This is a genomic window from Pedobacter sp. UBA4863, from assembly GCF_002399615.1.
GTDB lineage: Bacteria > Bacteroidota > Bacteroidia > Sphingobacteriales > Sphingobacteriaceae > Pedobacter.
In genome coordinates this window covers 131,447-151,060 of the sequence record NZ_DHDZ01000029.1, presented here as the reverse complement: position 1 = coordinate 151,060, position 19,614 = coordinate 131,447, and the positions used below count along the sequence as shown (strand labels likewise).

Sequence of the window (19,614 nt, the reverse complement as noted above, 5' to 3'; positions counted from 1 at the left end):
GTACGTGAATGTTTATTTTGCAATAATCTTTATCACAAAACGTTCAAAATTAATGAAAAATATACCATTGACTAGGGCAAAACACATATCAATTATTTTAATTTCGGTGTTTTCTGTTTTTTTAACTGAAAATCAACTACTTGCACAAGAATACAAAATAAAAACAATTGTATTAGATGCCGGGCATGGCGGAAAAGATGGCGTTACACGAGGTGCCTACTCTACCGAAAAAGACGTAGCCCTAAAAACGGCTTTGCGTTTAGGCAAATTAATTGAAGAAAAGATGCACGATGTAAAAGTAGTTTATACCCGAACGGAGGATGTTTTTATTCCGTTATACGAAAGAATAGGATTAGCTAACCAAGTAAAAGCAGATCTTTTCATTTCTATACACTGTAACGATATGCCGGTATATAAACAACGTTACATTAGCGGCTATTCTCGAAACAAAAAAGGCAAAAAAGTTCCCATCTATAAAACTCGTTACGCAAAAAGCACTTCTACCAAAGGTACCGAAACATTTGTATCTGGTTCTGGAAGAATAGATGAACAAGATGAGGCCATTAAAAGGGAAAATGCTTCGATATTTTTAGAAGATAATTACAAAGAAAATTACGAAGGTTTTGACACTAGCGATCCAGAAAGTGCCATTATCTTGTCATTAATGAAAAACACCTTTAGAACGCAAAGTCTAAAATTTGCCAAATATATACAAGACGAATATGTATCGGTAGGCAGAATTAACAGAGGTGTGCAAGAAAAAAGTCTTGCTGTGCTAGCTAGGGCTGGTATGCCAGCAGTTTTAACCGAAATTGGGTTTATCTCTAATGCTGGCGAAGAAGACTACATGAACTCCGAAGCCGGGCAAATAGAAATTACTACCTGTTTATTAAAAGCTATTCAAGCATATAAAATGAGTGTAGAAATCTAATATTTTGTATTTTTGTCGAAAACACATTTAAATGCAACTGAAACACTATTTCCCATACCTCACTTTTTTAGTAACGTTATTTGTCTTTTCTAATGCTTTTGCCCAAGGATATAAAATTAAAACCATTGTAGTTGATGCTGGCCACGGAGGGGTTAAACCCGGCGCAAAAGGGGCCATTTCTTGGGAAAAAGATGTGGCTTTAAAAGTGGCGCTAAAGCTTGGTGCAAAGATACAGGAAGAACTTCCAACAATAAAAGTTATACAAACTCGTAAAACCGATGTTGATGTAGATTGGTACCGCAGAGCAGAAATAGCTAACGACGCCAAGGCCGATTTATTTATTTCTATACATTGCAACTCTATGCCTCCCGGAAATTCGCATGTGCGTGGTACCGAAACATTTGTTGGAGCATATAGACGTATCAACGAAATGGATGCCGGATTGAAAGAAAACGAAGAAATTATCAAAGATAAAAACTACAAGAAAAAAGCAGCTTACGATCCAGCAGATCCAGAAGAAGCTATTTTATTATCATTATATAAATCACTTTACCGCTCAAAAAGTTTAGCTTTGGCAAGCTATATCCAAAAAAACTACACCGAAGTAAACAAAAGAGTTAACAGAGGTGTTAAAGAGCAAGGATTACTTATTTTACAACGTGCGGCTATGCCATCGGTACTTACAGAGATAGGATTTATCTCTAATAGCGAAGAGGAAAAGTATATTAACTCTGAAGAAGGCCAAGAAGAAATAGTTACCGCCATTGTAAATGCCATTAAACAGTACAAAAAGGAAGTAGAGAATTAGAACATAACCACTGAATTACGTGAAAATAAAAAATGAAACTAAAGTAGGCATACTAGCTGCATTTGCTATTGCCCTGCTCATCATTGGATACAACTTTTTAAAAGGAAATAGCATTTTCTCTAATGAGACAATTTTGTATGCAAAATATTCTCAGGTAGATGGCTTAACGGTATCTAAACCTGTATTAATTAATGGTTATCAAATTGGCAGAGTAGCTGCCCTAGAATTACAGCCCGACGCTACCATTAAGGCCACACTGCACATCAACGGCAAATACGAAATACCTAAAAATACCCTGGCCCGCCTAGAAGGCACCGACCTATTGGGCAGTAAGGCTATTGTACTAACCTTGGGCAACGATAAAGACTTTGCCGAAGATGGCGATTTTTTAGAAACAAATGTAGCCAAGGGTTTAATGGAAACTTTCCAACCGGTACAAAAGAAAGCCGAGTTAATTATTACTAAAATGGACTCGATACTTACCAGCGTAAACACTATTTTAAACCCTAATCTACAGAAAAATATAGACCGCAGCTTTAACAGTATTGCAGGCACTTTAACTTCTTTAGAATCTACCTCTAAAAAGGTAGATGCCTTAGTGGGGTCCGAAAGCTCTAAATTATCGGCCATTTTAGCTAACGTAGAAGCTATTACCGCAAACTTTAAAAGAAATGGCACCAAAATAGACATGGTAATGAACAACCTTAACACCGTTACCGATAAAGTTGCCGCTTTAAATTTTGAACAAACGGTTAATAGCGCTAACAAAGCCATGTCCGATTTACAGTTAATAATAAGCGATGTTAAAAGCGGTAAAGGCACATTGGGAGCACTGCTAAACGACAAACAAATGTACGACAACCTAAATAATGCTTCTAAAAATTTAGATGCACTAATGATAGATTTAAAAGCTAACCCGAAACGTTATGTACATTTCTCTGTATTTGGCGGAGGCAATAAAACAGACAAATAACAAAGGGTTTAAAAAAGAAAAAAAACGAAGTAATTGAAAAGATTACTTCGTTTTTTTTACTCCTAAGCTATCTGTAAATACATCATTTAGAAGCAACTTACAACGGTGCAAAAGGAGTAAATTTATCCGTATTAAGATTTTTTATTGAACATTTATGTTTTTTAATGGTATTCAAGTTTGTTGCGCAGGTGCTTCGTAAAACAACTCGTAATAATACCCCTCTTTTCATTTCTGTTTCGATAAATCGGAGGGTTAAACCCACAAAAAAAGCCGGAAATCCACCGGCTTAGCATTAATATATTTGGTTGTAAAGAGAGTACTTATTTCATGTGTTTGTCCACATCGCCCACATAAACCTGACGTGGCCTGCCAATTGGCTCTTTGTTGGTTCTCATTTCTTTCCATTGCGCAATCCACCCAGGTAAACGACCCAATGCAAAAAGCACCGTAAACATTTCTGAAGGGAAGCCTAATGCCCTGTATATGATACCCGAGTAAAAATCTACATTTGGATATAACTTACGATCGATAAAATATTGGTCTGTTAAGGCTGCTTGTTCCAGTTTTTTGGCAATTTCCAATACCGGATCATTTATCCCTAGGCTTTCTAAAATATCATCGCAAGCTTTTTTAATGATTTTAGCTCTTGGATCAAAGTTTTTGTACACACGGTGGCCAAAACCCATCATACGGAAAGGATCGTTTTTATCTTTTGCCTTTGCTATCCATTTATCGGTATCGCCGCCGTCTGCCTTAATTTTTTCTAACATCTCTATTACCGCTTGGTTTGCACCACCATGCAGTGGCCCCCAAAGTGCCGAAATACCAGCAGAAATAGAAGCATAAAGGTTACAATCTGAAGAACCTACAATTCTTACTGTAGAAGTAGAGCAATTTTGCTCGTGGTCTGCATGAAGAATTAATAACTTATTCATTGCACTTACCACTTTCGGGTTTGGCTCGAAATCTTCGGTACGTTGACCAAAGGTCATCCATAAATAGTTAGTAATGTAATCGTATTTATTTTTAGGATAGATAAGCGGATGTCCTAAAGATTTTTTATAGATGAAAGCCACAATGGTGGTCATTTTGGCTAACATTTTAATAATGGTAAGATTTTTTTCTTCTTCGGTTTGGTTAGGCTCTAAGCTTTCTGGGTAAAAAGTAGAAAGCGAACATACCAACGAAGATAATTGTGCCATAGGATGTGATTTTGACGGATAACCATCAAAAAACTTTTTCATATCCTCATGAATTAGCGTATGCATGCTAATTTCTTTCTGAAATTTATCTAATGTTTCTTTACTAGGTAACTCTCCATAAATCAACAAATAAGCAACCTCTAAAAAAGATGCTTTTTCTGCCAATTCTTCAATAGGATACCCACGATACTTTAAAACGCCTTGTTCTCCATCTAAAAAAGTGATTGCGCTTTTAGTAGAACCCGTATTTTTATAACCAAAATCTAACGTGATATGACCTGTTAGATCTCTTAATTTTGAAATATCGATAGCCTTCTCTCCCTCCGTGCCTGTTATCACTGGAAACTCATAAGTCTGTCCGTCTATCTTAATTTCTGCAGTAGTTGACATATATTTAAATTTTTTATAATGATAAGTTTTATTTTCTAAGTATTAAAATCAAGATGGTAACAAATATATACTTGTTTTGTTATCTTACATATAAATAACAAGTTTATTTTTTAGCATTTATTTTTTCTGCTACCCTTCCACATTCCATCATCTCGTCGCCATAATAAGGGTTTTGGATTTTCTCCTCAGAAGCTAACCAATCGCCACCATCTCCATTATTGGCCATTGGACAATGCTGTACGTAAATAGTACCCGAAGTTAATTCGGCCTGTTTAAAAACTGGGATCAGTTCTACATTTAGGCCTGTAAATACAGCCCGTTGCGTTTTAATATCCGCAGCATCTGTTATTTTTTGGGCAATTAGTGCTGCATTTTCGCAACCTACCACGTCTTTTAGGGCCGTAGCTAATTCACTTGCATGCTGTTTTGCTTCTTCAAACTTAGTAGCTACCAACTGGTCTTTTAACCCAATATAAGCGCTATAAATGTGTTTTAGTTTTTCATCTTTAAAATCTAAAGCAGCTACGCTAACCGTATCGGCATTCACTAGGGCAGTACTATCTGCTGTTTCGGCTGTGGCAGATTTGTTGCCATTATTACACGCCAACAAAGCGGCCATGGCAAATAGGCCAAGATATTTATTTATTTGCATAAAATTATTTTATAGAATTGCACGTGTAGCACAATCCATTAACAACTTGTTTTGTTTTTTGCTCAAAATAACACTTATAATTCAAAAAACACAAAAAGCCCCGATAAAAATTACCGAGGCTTGATATTATTATATTGTGATTATAATTGATTACTAAACCAGTTTTTACAACTTAAATCCATAAGCCAAACGTAAACCTACGTAACCATTGTTAGCGCCGTCTTTAGAAAGGCCTTCGTACTTTGCACTTAAATCTAAACCGTTGTTCCAGGCATAACCAATAGCAGGCGAGTAAACAAATGAAGTACCTGCCCCTTTGTTAGTTCCAAACGCAGCACCAGCTTCTGCCAAGCCATAAGCACCTGCCCCTGTATCGCTAAAAAAGTATTTTAAACCTGCTTTTGCAGGAATATAACCTACACTACCGCCTCCAAAATCTTCTTTTATTTTTAGGGCAGTATAACCCGCAGTAATAGGAACAGATAACTGTCTATCTATATCAATTTGGTATCTTAAATCGGCGCCAAGTGCAAAGCTATAACCATCGGCTGTAGGAATACCTAGGTTTACACCAATTCCTAATTTCTGCCTAGACGGATTGGTAGGTTCTGAAGCAGTTTGAGCATTCGCATTTGTGATAAACATAGCTAACGCAGCCACTGCGGTCGCCATAAATTTGGTATGTCTTTTCATTGTTTTTTAAAATTTGATTTTACTACTTTAATTACAACAATTAATTGTAACCAAATGTTCAAACAACATGCCAATTGCTTTCAAAATCAAAAACAAAACAAACATCAGTAAATTGATTATCAACAAATTAAACGAACTAAAGCAAATGAAAAATTTAAGCTATAGGCTGCTAAGGGAATGTACTAAAAACTAAACATTTTTGTTACATTAGGTTAATTTACCATCCCAAATTTTTAGTTCTTTTAAACTAAAATGATAATTAGTAGTAACGCCTAAATGGACTCCATTTACCTCATCGCCTTCGCCGCTTTTTCTACGAAACTTTCTTTTGTTCGCTTCTTTTTGCCAAATAGGTCTTAACTCTGAAGCTAAACGATAATAAAATTGACTTTCATTACTCCCTAAAACACAAGGGCGGTTAAGTAATACCCAAAAAATAAAAATATGGATATGATGAGTTTGTTCTAACTCGAAATACCGTTTTAAGTCGCTTAAATTAAGCGCCACTGTTTCCGAAGGCTTTAAATTACTTTCGGGCAGTATTTTTTCTACTGTCATAAAGGTACGGCGCTGTACTTTTACTTCAATAAAAAAACGTTGACCGGCAGCGTTAAACACTTCTATATCGGGAAAGCCTTTTTGGGTAGTTTTATGAGCTTTAAATGGGGTGTATTGATTGATATGATCGATCAGTTGTTGTTCGTAGTGTTCAGAAAACTTAGAGTCGTTTTCGAAAATGTAGTTCATTTTACTTACACCATCGCAACGGGTTGGACAAACCTTGCAATTAAACACATGGGGCGCTATTTGCAAGTATTTTTCCATAGGCTTAATAGTTAGTAATTACCAAGTGCGTAACGCTCCTATCGTTTCGCCCTCTTACGTTATAGGTATAATTTTTCCCAAAAGTTACTATTTTTACTCGAGGATGTGTATAAATATCGCGAATAAAAGGAGTTTCTTTAATGACCACCATCCACTTTGCAGGGCAACTAACAAGAAAGTTAGCCAATCGTTTTTGGTCGGTTTTTGTAAAGGAGTTTTGGTCGTACTCAGAAAACTCACTATCGTAAGGCGGATCTAAGAAGATAAAATCTGTAGGTTTTAGCACTACCTTAGCCAATAACTCTTCAAAATCTTGATGATGTATTTCGGTTTTACTAAATAAATCTTGAACAGGCTTTGCAAAAATCAAATCGGCCTTTTGTTTAAAATTCTTTTTATTGTAAGCTATACCTCCGTACGGAATGTTAAACTCTCCTTTGGTATTAAACCTAAACATAGCGGCATAGCAAAATTCTCGCACAAAATACCAATTTGCGGCAGCCTTAGCATCAGAAAAAATTGGTTTAGCGGCATTACTGTTCATTAATTTACGGAAAAACAGATACATCCCGCTTTTAATACCTGTTTCAAAATGTGCTTTTAACTCGGCAACATTAAATATCCTACTTTCCTTTTTACAAATATGCTGTACTCTGCGAGCCTTATCTAGCAAACTATCTTTAAGGAAAGATTGGAACAAGGCAGAATCTACAATAAAGAGAGTATTACTTAAGGTTGGCTGTTCACTAATCAAAACCTGAAGGTTTTTTTCAATGCTTTCTGCCAGTAATTGATTGGTTTCTTTTACGAAGGCTATAAAATGGACCTCGCATTTTTCCCAAAGCACTGCCGAAAGGTTTTTAATTTCATCCCAAGCATGCACATAATTATAAAGCTCCTCTTTAAAAGTAGGCTGGCTTATTTGTTGGTAGAAACGAATGAGGTCGGCGCTTTTATCGTTAATGATAGCTGGAGTTTTAGGTTGTAGTGCAAAGAAAACACCGCCACCTCCAAAAAAGGGTTCAATATAACGTTCAAAAGATGGGATATAATTGTTAAATAAAGCAAATTCGCGGTACTTCCCTCCTGTCCATTTGATAATTGGCTTTATTTTTTTATCCATTGATGGTTTGTATTAAATTTTTTCGTCATTTAAAGTATAGTGAAAAACCTATTAAATAACAGTTACGAAGTAATAAATTCTTCCTAACATCGGAATGACGCTAATTGTACAAAAAACGAAGATGCAATAATTTTAATTAAAAATGTTGTCTTATTAAAGCTATAGCTTCATTTTTTACCGCGGCTCTATCTTCTTGGGCTGCTATCCAATTAATTTGCACGCCATCTTTCTCCATTTTCCTAAAAAAGGTCATCTGCCTTTTGGCAAATTGGCAAATGGCAATCCCTAAACGTTCTTTTAAGGTTTCGAAATCAATTTCATTATTAAGGTAAGCAACCACAAATTTATACTCTAAGCCATAAAAAATCAACATTTCTTGGCTTACCCCTCTAGACAACAGTGTTTCTACTTCTTCTATTAAACCGCTATGCAAACGCTGGTTTAATCTAGCCAAAATTTTAGTCCTACGTACCTCTACGTCATTGTATAGCCCAATAACCAATGGTTTTAACACAGGTCTTTCTTCTGCCTGATAATCATTTACAGTTAAATATTCGGCAATTTCTATGGCTCTTATTAAACGTTTCGACGAACTATAATCAGCGTGCTGTCTCCATACCAAAGGGAAGCTATTAAGCCTATCTTGTAAGGCAGTTTTATCCATTTGAACTAATTCTTTGCGCAATAGATCGTTTACGGGTATAGCGGTCAAATCATGGTTTTGCAACAGACTATGGATGTACATACCTGTGCCACCACACAATATCGGTAACTTTTTACGATGTTGGATATTGGCAAACGCATCGGAGAAATCGTTTTTAAAGGCATTTACTTGGTATCGTTCGCCTGCATTTTTAATATCGATAAGATGATAGGGAATTTGTTGTGCATCTATTTGATACTCTAACAAATCTTTACCCGTGCCTACATCCATCCCCTTAAAAACCTGTCTGCTATCGGCACTAATTATTTCGCCATTAAATACTTTAGCCAGTTGTACTGCCAAGGCGGTTTTTCCAACGGCAGTTGCACCCAATACAATTAACAGATTTTTATCAGACATTTAGGTATAGATGATATTTGAGATTTCCCGTATTAAATACTTTTAAAAAGCCTTTCTGGGTTAAAAAATCATCCAAATTTAGCACATTTTGCTCATCAAAGGCAGTTAATATTTTTTTGGGCAGCCTATGGGCATAATGGCGGTTCATTGTTTTAATATCTACATAGAAGAATACAGGAGCTGTAATTCCCGAAAAATCAAAACCAAGCTTATCATATCCTTTACCTAAAGACCAATCTCTATCGGCATAGGTCATTAAATCGTTTGCGGCAACCTGTTGCAAAAAATGCTTGGTTATTTTACCCAAGCCGCCAACTACGGTAAACCCCGCCTTGGTAGCAAACCGTATAAGTTCTGCTGATTTATAATGCGTGCCTTTACTTGGCATAGGTCTCGCTGCCGCAAAACAGGCAACGGCTAGCAATTCGTTATTAATTACCAAGCCTAAGTTATACTTTGTTTTAATATAACCTTGTAGGTGATGTGTTTCCAGAAAGCTCTTGGTTTGGGCAATATCTAAATCGATTACTGTTGCTTTTCTACCATGCAGGCTTTTGTTTAGCCCACAAAAAGAATGTATTCTACTTAAAACCTGCTGTCTTTTGTTTCTCCAAACATCTTCCCACAGGTTTACCAATAAAGCGCCCTTTTGTGCATATACCGCTTGTAACGATAGCAACTGTTCAGCCGAAAACACATTGTTAAGCGGAATTAGATTTACATAGACTTTTTCTCTAATAGCTACAATATAAAACGGATGGGTTTGCACAGTTGCTACGGCTTGGTAACAGCTTTGTACAGTTAAAAAAAAATCTTCCTGAAATAACGGATTTAAACCCACTCGTTTTGTTTATAAAATTTATAGCCGATAGCAAACGCCTCTGCCAGTTGCTCTATCAATATATCATCTAGTTTTTTAATATGAAAACACGATTTCCCTTTTAAAAGTTTCAGCAAAGCTGGATGCAGCAACTCTTTCACCTCCGGATTAGTGTAAATCAGCATAAAATGCAGCGTAACGTCAGCTTTCAGTATTTTTAATCCAGCAAAATAGATCTCGTTTCTTTTTTTACCTAACAAGGTTACGTTTTTCTCGCTCCAAAGGTCATAGGTCGTATCAGAATTTATTCTAGCAGTAAAGCCTAATGCTTCGTAAGGTTGCATGGCGGCCCTAATGGTTTGAAATATTTCTATCAAGTCGGTTTTCATCTTTTATCCTTTAATGATAAATTTTATTTAGCTGCAAAATACAAGCTTTTGCTAAACTAAACATCCTTAAATTGAAAATGTTCGTTTTAATAATAATAAAGGATATTTAATTTAAACCATAGCCTATTAGAACGGCTAAAACATCTTTTTATACCCCCCTATTTCTTGCTGTTACGTGAAGTAAAAAAGAGTGTTCACTTTATCAAACTCGGATGAAACTCGGATAAAACACACATGAAAGACAAATAAAACATACCTAATATCCCTGTTTAATCTCTATTTATAATGTGTTTGTTCTTAATTTAAATAAAAGAATAAAACATTCTTTTTTAAGATTAGTGCTTAAAATTTTTGAAACATATAATATATGCCACTAGCTTTTGGCAAGGACACCAATGTATATGGCTCATTTATTCGCACCCTCTCCAACAAATTGTATAAGTCATTTTCACCGTTAAACGAAGGCTTAATCAGCAAAATACGAAAGACAAACCCTTATGTGCTTGGTGTTTTTGTGATTAAAAATAAGGCTTATAGCACCTCAGCTTTTGCAAAATAAAAAGCGTTCCTATCTTAAAAGACAGGAACGCTCTCTACTGCATTTCTAACTAAATCTTAAACCAATTCTTATTGCTTTTTCTGTACTCTACCGCTTTTCCTATCCTCGGCCCTGCCAATTACATAACCAGCACCAGCCCCTGTTAAACCACCAATTATGGCACCACGACCGTCTTTTTTATCTATAAGCACTCCCGTTAGTGCACCTACACCAGCCCCAATGGCTGTACCCTTAGCGGCCGAACTCCATCCTTTTTTCTGTGCCTGTGTATTGGTTACGCCTGCCGAAGAGGTAGTTACGGTATTGCTACTACTGTAAGATCTTGCAGCACTACGCCTAGCTGCCGCTAGCTCTGCTTGGTGTTCAGCTTCTACCCGTTGTTTCTCGGCCAAAGCTTCGGCACGTTGAAAACTATCTAATTTAATGCTATCTCTATATGCTACTAAGGCTTGTTGTTTTTCTAAAGCTACTTGCTTTTCGCTTTTACCGCAAGAGGCCAAAACTGTTGCACCAATTGCAGCTACCATTAATATTTTTTTCATTATTTCTAGTTTTAATCTATAGAAGCAAACACATTTACATTAAAATAGTTTGCATTCTTTGCTTCTCTACCGCTATGCTTACTTTACCTGTTAGCTTTTGAAAAAACTGTGCCAAACCAAAACATTTGCTGCAATAAAGCCTACTCCTTAAAAGCATAAAAACGTCACTTAAGTATCATTATTCGGCTTTTTTAAAAAAGTAAAACCTGTTGATAAAAAATAAAAAAAGGTAAAATGACACTAAAAAAAGAAGCTTTATTGTTTGCTATTGACTACATTTTTTTTTTATGTAAAGCTTCTTATATAAAGGGAAATGATTTACGCTCAAATCCTTTAACAACCGATATATTGAATTTACACGGCAATCATGAAGATCTAATATTTAAACAACAAGCCACTTCTTAGGCAGTTGATGGCCTACAAAAAGCTCTCTAAGGCTAAACGATAGCCGTTTAGACCAAAGCCGGTAAGCACGCCTCTGCAATTGCGACCAGAATAAGATACGTGCCTAAACTCTTCTCTGGCATAAATATTTGAAATATGCACCTCTACTACTGGCGTTTTTATGGCAGCTATGGCATCGGCAATAGCAATAGAAGTGTGCGTATAGGCTGCTGCATTTAAAATAATGCCATCGTAAGAAAAACCCACCTCATGCAACTTGTTAATTAGTTCGCCTTCTATATTGCTCTGAAAATAATCTATCTGGATAATTGGATATTGTTCCCTTAATTTTTCAATATACCCTTCAATAGGCTCATTCCCATATATTGATGGTTCGCGTACGCCTAATAGGTTTAAGTTAGGCCCATTGATGATTTGAATTTTCATGATCGTTTTTTTGGCTATAATAAATTGAACAAGCTTATTTTTTGTAATATTGCTTTGCACAATGTTATAAAAAAAACAGCAATAAATGAATACGCAATCTTATTTAAAAGGATTTTCTGCTTACCTTAAGCTAGAGCGTTCGTTAGCTGCGAATAGCATTAATGCTTATTGCCAAGATGTAGAGAAACTATTCCAATACCTGGCTATTAACGAAAAAAACACCTCTTTAACTACCATAAGCCTACCAGATTTACGTGATTTTGTGGCTTGGTTAAATGAACTTGGCGCACAAGCCAGCACACAATCGCGTATTATTTCGGGTATAAAATCTTTTTTTCTTTATTTAGCACAAGAAAACATTATTACAAACGATCCGTCAGCACTGCTAGAAACCCCTAAAATTAGCAGAAAACTACCCGATACTTTAAGTGTACACGAAATTGATCTACTTATTGCTGCCATAGATGCATCTAAACCAGAAGGCATGAGAAATAAGGCCATTATTGAGGTACTTTACAGTTGTGGCCTAAGGGTTAGTGAACTGACAGATCTAAAAATATCTAACCTTTTTGAAGAAACAGAATTTTTGCGGGTAATTGGCAAAGGCAATAAAGAACGCATTGTGCCTATTGGTGCTACCGCCTTAAAGTTGGTAAAAATATACCTTACAGAAGTGAGGGTGCATCAAACCATAAAAAAGGGCAATGAAGATTTCATCTTCTTAAATCGTTTTGGCACCAAACTTTCTCGTATCGCTATCTTTAACCTTATAAAATCCTTGGCAGTGGCAGCAGGTATAACTAAAAGCATTAGTCCGCACACCTTACGCCACTCTTTTGCCACTCATTTAATTGAAGGCGGTGCCGATTTACGTGCCATACAAGACATGCTTGGACATGCCAGCATTACAACTACTGAGATTTATATGCACTTAGATAGAGATTACCTAAAGACGGTAATTACTGAATTTCATCCAAGGGCCTAAGAGTGAACAACCTATTAAAACTTGCTCATCAAAAAACTAATACCCAACCAAAGGTTAATATCTACTAGCTAATAACATCCGATATTTACCATTTATATCTTTTTTTAACTCAATGTTATTAAACGATTTAAGCTTTAACATATCTACCATTTCATTAGATAAAAACTCGTTAATTTCGAAAAACAAATGACCATGAGGTTTTAACGTTTTCAAAGCAAAATCTGCAATGGCTTCATGAAATACTAAAGGTTGTTCATTACTAACAAACAAGGCGGTATGTGGTTCGTTGTGCAGTACGTTAGTATGCATTTCTGGCTTCTCATTTTCCTTGATATATGGCGGATTACTAACAATCACGTCAAATTTTGGGTATTTTGATGAAGAAAGCTGAAGCATATCGTCTTCTACAAAGGCTATAGTTACTTTATTTAGTACCGCATTTTCTTTTGCTGTTGTTAATGCTTCCGAAGAAATATCTATAGCGGACACCTGTGCATTTGGCAAATGTTTTTTTAAGGCTATAGCAATACAACCACTGCCCGTACCTAAATCAAGTATAGTTGTTTCGGCATTAGAAGTATTTGAATTAGCAGCTATCGGAGAGTTGTATATGGATAAAATCCAGGCAACCAACTCTTCGGTTTCTGGTCGGGGTATTAAAACCGACGGATTTACCTTGAATTTTAAACCATAAAATTCGGTATATCCAAAAATATACTGTATTGGTTTTCCGCAACTTAAATCAAGCAATGTAGTATTTAGCTTTAACAAATCAACTTCATTAACGTTGGTCTGTTTATTAAGAATATAATCCGTTCTTTTATAACCCAGCAACTCCTCCAAAACTAGCAGAAATAATGAATGCGCTTCTTCCGAATCATATAATTCAACTAATTTTTCTTGGTATATCGTGGCTATTTCTACTAACTTCATCGTACAAAAGTAGTTAATAATACAGCTTTTGTTAATTATATTTTCAGGGCTAAATGAGAAAATAAAATCTATTTTTGCAGAGATGGAACATGAATTTTATATGCGTCGTTGTATTGAACTGGCCATTTTAGGCATGGGCAAAGTTAGCCCGAACCCTATGGTTGGCTGTGTAATTGTTCATAACAACACCATTATTGGCGAAGGTTACCATCAAAAAATTGGCCAAGCACATGCCGAAGTTAATGCAATTAAAAATGTGTTGGAGAACTATGGAAACGCCGCTGCCGATTTATTAAAAAATGCCACCGCTTATGTTACTTTAGAGCCTTGCGCACATTTTGGCAAAACACCTCCTTGCGCAGACTTATTGATAAAACATCAGTTAAAAAGGATAATTATTGGCAATACCGATCCATTTGAAGGTATAAATGGAAAAGGCATGGCCAAATTAAAGAACGCAGGAATTGAAGTTTTTGCGGGGGTACTAAAAGACGAATGTGAATTTATAAACAGGCGCTTTTTTACTCGAATTAAAGAACACAGGCCTTATTTTATCCTTAAGTGGGCACAAACGGCAAATGGTTTCTTTGCGCCTACCAACCAGTTGCAACAATGGATTTCTGGTCCAGAGGCAAAAGCACTTACCCATAAATGGCGCAGCGAAGAAGACGCTATTTTAGTAGGAAAAAACACCGTATTAGTTGATAATCCGCAATTGAACACCAGAGAGGTGGCAGGCAAAAACCCTATACGTATTGTTATCGATAAAAATTTAGACATTCCATTAGACTACCACATCCATAACAATACCGCCAAAACCATTATTTTTAACGAGGTAAAAACCGATGTGGTAAACAACATCCACTACGTGCAAATGGAAGACATACATTTTTACCTAGCGCAAAAAATAGCGTACCAGCTTTATTTAATGGATATACAAGCCGTAATTATTGAGGGGGGCGCACAAATACTTCAGCAGTTTATAGCGGCAAATTTATGGGACGAAGCTCGTATATTTACCAGCAAAACACAATGGACAAGTGGCATAGAAGCTCCAAAAATTAGCGGCGAAACTTTAGAGGAGCTTTTTATAGGTGACGACCAATTAAGGATAATTAAACGGATAAAAGCATGATTTATTTAGCACTAAGCATTGTGTGCAGCGTAACGGTAGGCGTGCTGTTTAAATTAGCCAAGCGTTACCAAATTAACATTATACAGGCCATTACTTGGAATTATCTGTTTGCCATTTGCTTAAGTCTGTTCTTTTTTAAACCAGCAGCAAACAGCTTAAGCATCAGTAATTTTTCGCCTATTTATTGGCTTTTAGGGATATTGATGCCAAGTCTTTTTATAGTACTTGGCTTAGCGGTACGCAACGCCGGTTTGGCTAGAACAGACATTGCACAACGTTTGTCGCTTTTTATCTCGTTAAGTGCAGCTTTTTTCTTTTTTAAGGAAAGTTTTGACCGTTATAAAGAAGTGGGCATTGTATTTGGTTTTGCAGCCATTATTTTTACCATGTACCGCAAAAGCGACCGTATGTCGAACAAAAAAAGTTGGCTGTACTTGTTATTGGTATTTCTTGGTTTTGGAGTGGTAGATGTGCTCTTTAAACTAGTTAGTCAATCAACTACGGTACCTTACACCACTTCGTTATTTTTCATTTACTGCATTGCCTTTACGTTATCGTTGCTGTATTTATTTTACCTTGTGATTAAAAAGAAAACCAAATTGCAGTTCATTAACTTTGTTTGTGGCTGTATTTTAGGGCTTTTTAACTTTGGTAACATTTTATTTTACCTTAAAGCGCACCAACAAATGGCCAACAATCCATCAACAGTGTTTGCCGCCATGAATATAGGCGTAATTATAATGGGTAGTTTAATTGGCATTTGGGTTTTCAACGAAAAACTAAGCAAATGGAACTACTTGGGCCTTGTATTGGCATTGATTGCAATTGTGCTTATCACTTTATCAAAAAATTATGCTGTTTAGCGATACCTACCAAACCATTTCAAGAGCAAGCGAAGGCATTTTTAGAGATAAAGGCAGTAAATTTATCGCCTACGCCTATCCTATTAACAACGAAGGCGAAATTAAGGACTTGCTAGCGAAGCTACGAGCAGAACATACTAAGGCCAGGCATTTCTGCTGGGCCTTGCGTTTAACGCCCGACAGGAGCGTACACAAGTTTAATGATGATGGCGAACCTTCTGGAACCGCCGGCAGGCCCATTTTAAATGCCTTATTGTCGGCCGATGTAACCAATATTTTAGTGGTGGTAGTTCGGTACTTTGGCGGTACTTTATTAGGTGTGCCTGGCTTAATTAACGCTTACAAGACTGCTACGGTTGAGGCGTTGAACGAAACTGAAATCACCTCTAAAACAGTAAATGACGTATATGAACTAGCGTTTGACTACCTCATGATGAACGATGTGATGCGTATAATTAAAGAAGAACAACTAAACATACTAAGCCAAGAGTTTGATTTGCAATGTACATTAAAGTTCGAAGTAAGAAAAGCTCACTTAAATCAAGTAATTAGCAAATTTGATAAAATTGAAGGTGTAAAAACCAAGTATATTGGCACGTTTTAACTTAATACAAACTACCTTTAACATAATATTCTTTAAATTTCCTTAAATTGTTGTACTAACATTTTTTAGCATGAAATTATCAGCAGCCGATTTAATTATTAATCCAGACGGAAGCATTTACCATTTAAACTTACTACCAGAAGATATTGCCGATACGGTAATTACCGTTGGCGATTTAGACCGTGTACCCGAAGTAAGTAAACATTTTGATCGTATTGAGCTAAAAAAGGGTAAACGTGAGTTTATTACACATACGGGCTATATTGGAAAAAAACGCATTACCGTGATCTCTACCGGAATTGGAACAGATAATATCGATATTGTTTTTAATGAACTAGATGCTTTAGTAAATATTGATTTTGATAGCCGAACCATCAAAAACGAACTAAAATCATTAAATATCATTAGAATTGGCACTTCTGGCGCAGTACAGCCAGACATTCCCATGGGAACCGTTTTGGCTTCGTCTTATGGTTTAGGTTTCGATGCGCTGATGCACTATTACGAGCAAAAATTATCGGAAAAAGAGGAGGAACTACTATCCGATATTAACACATATTTTAAAGACTTAGCTGGCATAAAACCATATTTAACGCAAGCCAACGAAAACCTGCTACAACAATTTGCGTACGACATGCCAACGGGAATTACCGCTACAGCACCTGGCTTTTATGCGCCACAAGGCCGACAAGTTAGGGCCAAAAATGCAGTGGCTAATTTTATAGGCAGGCTAAACAGTTTTAAAAGTGGCGCAAACCGCATTACCAACTTAGAAATGGAAACTGCCGGAATTTATGCACTGGCAAAAACATTGGGGCATAAAGCATTGTCTATTAATGCCATTTTAGCAAGCAGAGTAAATTTTGAGTTTAGCAATAATCCAAATGTTATTGTAAACAAAGCCATTACCACAATACTAGAAAGAATTTAGATTCAAAAATATGTACAGTTCCCATCACCTAGAACTATACCTTGCAAAAAAAGACCACTAATTATTTACCGCTATTTTATAAATGGTGGTTTGGTGATAAATCTCTTCAGGTTGTAAAACCGTAGATGGAAATGCTGGTATATTAATTGAGTTTGGCGCATGCTGTGTTTCTACACAAAAACCACTAAATGCTTGGTATGCTTTCCCATTTTTGCCATTTTCAACATCGTTATATTTAGCGGTATAAAAATGTGCAACTGGTTCTGTGGTATAAATTGATAAGGTTAAACCGCTTTCTTTGCTGCTGGTTTTGCTGGCTAATGTTAAATCGCCATAAGTTTTATCCAACACATAGCTTTGGTCGTAACCATTTTCTTCGTCCCAGCCCTCTCCTATGGCTTTCCCTTTTCTAAAATCGTGGTGTGTACCTTCTACAGGAATTAATTCGCCAGTTACCACAAAGTTAGAATCTTGCGCCAACCAATTAGAGGCGTTCATTTGGTGATGGTGCAACCTTACGTCCCCTTGGCTGGTAGCTAGGTTAAAATAACTATGGTGCGTTAAGTTAATTGGTGTAGCTTCGTCTGTATCTGCCGTGTAGGCTAACACCAATTCATCGTTTTCGGTGAGCGTAAACTTTAACTGTATTGCCAAATCTCCCGGAAATCCCTCTTCGCCATCTAAACTAAAATACTGAAACGTAACCGTAGCACTAGGTTCATCGGCAACAGCTATAATGTCCCAAACCTTTTTATCGAAACCGTTAACGCCACCATGCAAGCAATCGTTGCCATTGTTACGTGGCAATTGATAATGGGTGCCTGTTACACTAAACTCGCCATTTTTAATACGATTGGCATACCTGCCCACAATGGCACCTAAATACGGATAGTTAGACAAATAAGCTTCGCTGAGATAACCTTCGATGTCATCAAAACCCAATACAATATCTTGTATTTCGCCTTTCGCATTTTTAACCAAAAACTTGTTGATAATAGTGCCGTAATTAAACAATTTAACATATGTGCCTTTGGCGTTGCTAAGTTCTACAGCAATTATTTCTTTCTCAGCAACAAATATGCCCGTTGGTAGTTGATTAACTTTCATCTATTTATAAATTGGGTTTTAGAAACAAAGGATACGCTACAAGATTTACAGCTAACTGTAGTACATGTTTAGCAAATAGTTAAGCAGTAAGGGCTCAATTATTCTTATTGTAAGCCTTGTTTTTAGCATTACAATTATAGCTAAATATCATCATTTCTTAGCGATATGGAAACCAAATTATCGAAATATTACTAAAAAGACAAAGGCACAATTAAACTATAATTAACCGTCGTGCATTTGGGAGATTTAGCCACAGGTGCCAAAAGGATAAAAGTCTAGGGAAATTTAGAAACTGTTTAAATTTCCTAGGCGGGTGGTGACACCCGCCTACAGCCCATAGCTATAGTTTGGTGTCATCACCAAACCCAACCTGTAAAATATTAATATCATTTTTAAACAGTTTCTTAGAAAAAAACAAAAATCTGTGTATCTGTGGCTAAATACACAACAGGTTATAATTAATATATACTTAGCTTTACAAATCCTATTGAATATGCTATTATAAATGGCATAATTTCATTCATGTTACTAAAAAATGAAAAAACTAAAATTAGACGAATTAAACAGGGTTGATATAGACGGCTTTAAGGCACAAGAAAAACTCCCGGTAGTAATTATGTTAGACAATGTGCGCAGTATGCACAACGTTGGTTCTGTGTTTAGAACTGCTGATGGTTTTTCGGTTGAAAAAGTGGTATTATGCGGTATTACGGCTCAGCCTCCGCATCGTGAAATTGAAAAAACTGCCTTGGGTGCCACACAATCTGTAGATTGGGAACATATAGATGATACCTTAACAGCCATCGCTAAATATCGGCAGCTTGGCTACCAAATCATCGCTATAGAGCAAGCAGAACACAGTGTGATGCTGAATACCAACCAGCCCCTATTAACAGAAAAATATGTACTGATTTTTGGCAACGAAGTAAATGGCGTTAGCGATGAAGCCATGCAACAGATTGATAAATGTATCGAAATACCACAGTTCGGAACCAAACATTCGTTTAACATTGTAATTTCGGCGGGAATTGTACTGTGGGATTTTTTCGCCAAAATGAAACTTTAACTAATTAGCCAAGGCCTTACAAACAGCCAAACAAAATTATTATTCATTTTAAGAAGCTGTTTAAATTTCAATAAGAGTAAATACATAGGCGGGTGGAGACACCCGCCTACAGCCCATAGCCATAGTTTGGTATCACCACCAAACCCAGCCTGTAAAATATTAATATCACCCGTAGTGCATTATCAATAA

The 19,614-nt window shown here is 36.4% G+C and carries 22 protein-coding genes; 10 read left to right on the top strand and 12 right to left on the bottom strand.

What is annotated here, in order from left to right; genetic code table 11:
• Positions 1–52 precede the first annotated feature (52 nt).
• The 3 genes from B3I52_RS06045 to B3I52_RS06035 are packed head-to-tail and all read left to right on the top strand — an operon-like array spanning position 53 to position 2,712.
• On the top strand, positions 53–931 hold the full coding sequence (locus tag B3I52_RS06045) for an N-acetylmuramoyl-L-alanine amidase family protein (protein ID WP_293299539.1): 879 nt from the start codon (positions 53–55) through the stop codon (positions 929–931).
• A 31-nt stretch (positions 932–962) separates the two neighbouring features.
• Positions 963–1,739 carry an N-acetylmuramoyl-L-alanine amidase family protein gene (locus B3I52_RS06040; protein ID WP_293299538.1) on the top strand — a complete coding sequence of 259 codons (777 nt, stop codon included), beginning with the start codon at positions 963–965 and terminating at the stop codon, positions 1,737–1,739.
• Between the two features lie 19 nt (positions 1,740–1,758).
• Positions 1,759–2,712 (top strand): MlaD family protein, encoded by a 954-nt coding sequence (locus B3I52_RS06035; protein WP_293299537.1) that lies wholly within the window; start codon positions 1,759–1,761, stop codon positions 2,710–2,712.
• Positions 2,713–3,032: 320 nt separating this feature from the next.
• Here B3I52_RS06035 and B3I52_RS06030 read toward each other — a convergent pair whose 3' ends face one another.
• From B3I52_RS06030 to B3I52_RS05990, 9 genes are all read right to left on the bottom strand, one after another.
• Positions 3,033–4,304 (bottom strand): citrate synthase, encoded by a 1,272-nt coding sequence (locus tag B3I52_RS06030; protein ID WP_293299536.1) that lies wholly within the window; start codon positions 4,302–4,304, stop codon positions 3,033–3,035.
• 103 nt (positions 4,305–4,407) lie between these two features.
• Positions 4,408–4,956: a DUF3347 domain-containing protein gene (locus tag B3I52_RS06025; protein WP_293299535.1), complete on the bottom strand. Its 549-nt coding sequence runs from the start codon at positions 4,954–4,956 to the stop codon at positions 4,408–4,410.
• A gap of 165 nt (positions 4,957–5,121) precedes the next feature.
• Complete coding sequence (locus B3I52_RS06020) at positions 5,122–5,649, bottom strand: outer membrane beta-barrel protein (RefSeq protein ID WP_293299534.1); 528 nt, start codon at positions 5,647–5,649, stop codon at positions 5,122–5,124.
• Between the two features lie 207 nt (positions 5,650–5,856).
• Positions 5,857–6,474: a hypothetical protein gene (locus B3I52_RS06015; protein WP_293299533.1), complete on the bottom strand. Its 618-nt coding sequence runs from the start codon at positions 6,472–6,474 to the stop codon at positions 5,857–5,859.
• 4 nt (positions 6,475–6,478) lie between these two features.
• Positions 6,479–7,597 (bottom strand): DNA adenine methylase, encoded by a 1,119-nt coding sequence (locus B3I52_RS06010; protein ID WP_293299532.1) that lies wholly within the window; start codon positions 7,595–7,597, stop codon positions 6,479–6,481.
• A gap of 136 nt (positions 7,598–7,733) precedes the next feature.
• Complete coding sequence (gene miaA / locus B3I52_RS06005) at positions 7,734–8,660, bottom strand: tRNA (adenosine(37)-N6)-dimethylallyltransferase MiaA (protein ID WP_293299531.1); 927 nt, start codon at positions 8,658–8,660, stop codon at positions 7,734–7,736.
• Positions 8,653–9,501 (bottom strand): hypothetical protein, encoded by an 849-nt coding sequence (locus B3I52_RS06000; RefSeq protein ID WP_293299530.1) that lies wholly within the window; start codon positions 9,499–9,501, stop codon positions 8,653–8,655. The genes miaA and B3I52_RS06000 overlap by 8 nt, the downstream gene beginning before the upstream one ends.
• On the bottom strand, positions 9,492–9,869 hold the full coding sequence (locus B3I52_RS05995; RefSeq protein ID WP_293299529.1) for a hypothetical protein: 378 nt from the start codon (positions 9,867–9,869) through the stop codon (positions 9,492–9,494). The genes B3I52_RS06000 and B3I52_RS05995 overlap by 10 nt, the downstream gene beginning before the upstream one ends.
• Before the next feature lie 627 nt (positions 9,870–10,496).
• Entirely contained in the window at positions 10,497–10,970 is a 474-nt protein-coding gene (locus B3I52_RS05990; protein ID WP_293299528.1) for a YMGG-like glycine zipper-containing protein, read from the bottom strand.
• A gap of 234 nt (positions 10,971–11,204) precedes the next feature.
• On the opposite strand from B3I52_RS05990, the gene B3I52_RS05985 reads away from it, so the two are divergent.
• Positions 11,205–11,375, top strand: coding sequence for a hypothetical protein (locus B3I52_RS05985; RefSeq protein ID WP_293299527.1), 171 nt, complete (start codon positions 11,205–11,207; stop codon positions 11,373–11,375).
• Positions 11,376–11,387: 12 nt separating this feature from the next.
• On the opposite strand, the gene aroQ is transcribed toward B3I52_RS05985, so the two are convergent.
• Positions 11,388–11,801 carry a type II 3-dehydroquinate dehydratase gene (aroQ, locus tag B3I52_RS05980; protein ID WP_293299526.1) on the bottom strand — a complete coding sequence of 138 codons (414 nt, stop codon included), beginning with the start codon at positions 11,799–11,801 and terminating at the stop codon, positions 11,388–11,390.
• A gap of 85 nt (positions 11,802–11,886) precedes the next feature.
• Between aroQ and xerD the strand changes: the two genes are divergently transcribed.
• Positions 11,887–12,786 carry a site-specific tyrosine recombinase XerD gene (gene xerD, locus B3I52_RS05975; protein ID WP_293299525.1) on the top strand — a complete coding sequence of 300 codons (900 nt, stop codon included), beginning with the start codon at positions 11,887–11,889 and terminating at the stop codon, positions 12,784–12,786.
• Positions 12,787–12,840: 54 nt separating this feature from the next.
• Here the strand turns inward: xerD and prmC are convergent, their stop codons facing one another.
• Entirely contained in the window at positions 12,841–13,719 is an 879-nt protein-coding gene (prmC, locus tag B3I52_RS05970) for a peptide chain release factor N(5)-glutamine methyltransferase (protein ID WP_293299524.1), read from the bottom strand.
• An 82-nt stretch (positions 13,720–13,801) separates the two neighbouring features.
• Here prmC and ribD point away from each other — a divergent pair, with 82 nt between their 5' ends.
• The 4 genes from ribD to B3I52_RS05950 all read left to right on the top strand — a co-directional run bounded on the left by ribD (position 13,802) and on the right by B3I52_RS05950 (position 17,252).
• Positions 13,802–14,854 (top strand): bifunctional diaminohydroxyphosphoribosylaminopyrimidine deaminase/5-amino-6-(5-phosphoribosylamino)uracil reductase RibD, encoded by a 1,053-nt coding sequence (ribD, locus tag B3I52_RS05965; protein WP_293299523.1) that lies wholly within the window; start codon positions 13,802–13,804, stop codon positions 14,852–14,854.
• Entirely contained in the window at positions 14,851–15,717 is an 867-nt protein-coding gene (locus B3I52_RS05960; RefSeq protein ID WP_293299522.1) for an EamA/RhaT family transporter, read from the top strand. Before ribD ends, B3I52_RS05960 begins: the two co-directional genes overlap by 4 nt.
• Positions 15,707–16,321, top strand: a complete 615-nt coding sequence (locus tag B3I52_RS05955) for an IMPACT family protein (protein ID WP_293299521.1) — start codon at positions 15,707–15,709, stop codon at positions 16,319–16,321. Before B3I52_RS05960 ends, B3I52_RS05955 begins: the two co-directional genes overlap by 11 nt.
• A gap of 70 nt (positions 16,322–16,391) precedes the next feature.
• On the top strand, positions 16,392–17,252 hold the full coding sequence (locus B3I52_RS05950) for a nucleoside phosphorylase (protein WP_293299520.1): 861 nt from the start codon (positions 16,392–16,394) through the stop codon (positions 17,250–17,252).
• A 57-nt stretch (positions 17,253–17,309) separates the two neighbouring features.
• Here B3I52_RS05950 and B3I52_RS05945 read toward each other — a convergent pair whose 3' ends face one another.
• The gene (locus B3I52_RS05945; protein ID WP_293299519.1) at positions 17,310–18,359 is read right to left on the bottom strand and encodes an aldose epimerase family protein; all 1,050 of its coding nucleotides are present in this window, start codon (positions 18,357–18,359) and stop codon (positions 17,310–17,312) included.
• Positions 18,360–18,894: 535 nt separating this feature from the next.
• On the opposite strand from B3I52_RS05945, the gene B3I52_RS05940 reads away from it, so the two are divergent.
• Positions 18,895–19,425: an RNA methyltransferase gene (locus tag B3I52_RS05940; RefSeq protein WP_293299518.1), complete on the top strand. Its 531-nt coding sequence runs from the start codon at positions 18,895–18,897 to the stop codon at positions 19,423–19,425.
• Positions 19,426–19,614: the final 189 nt, after the last annotated feature.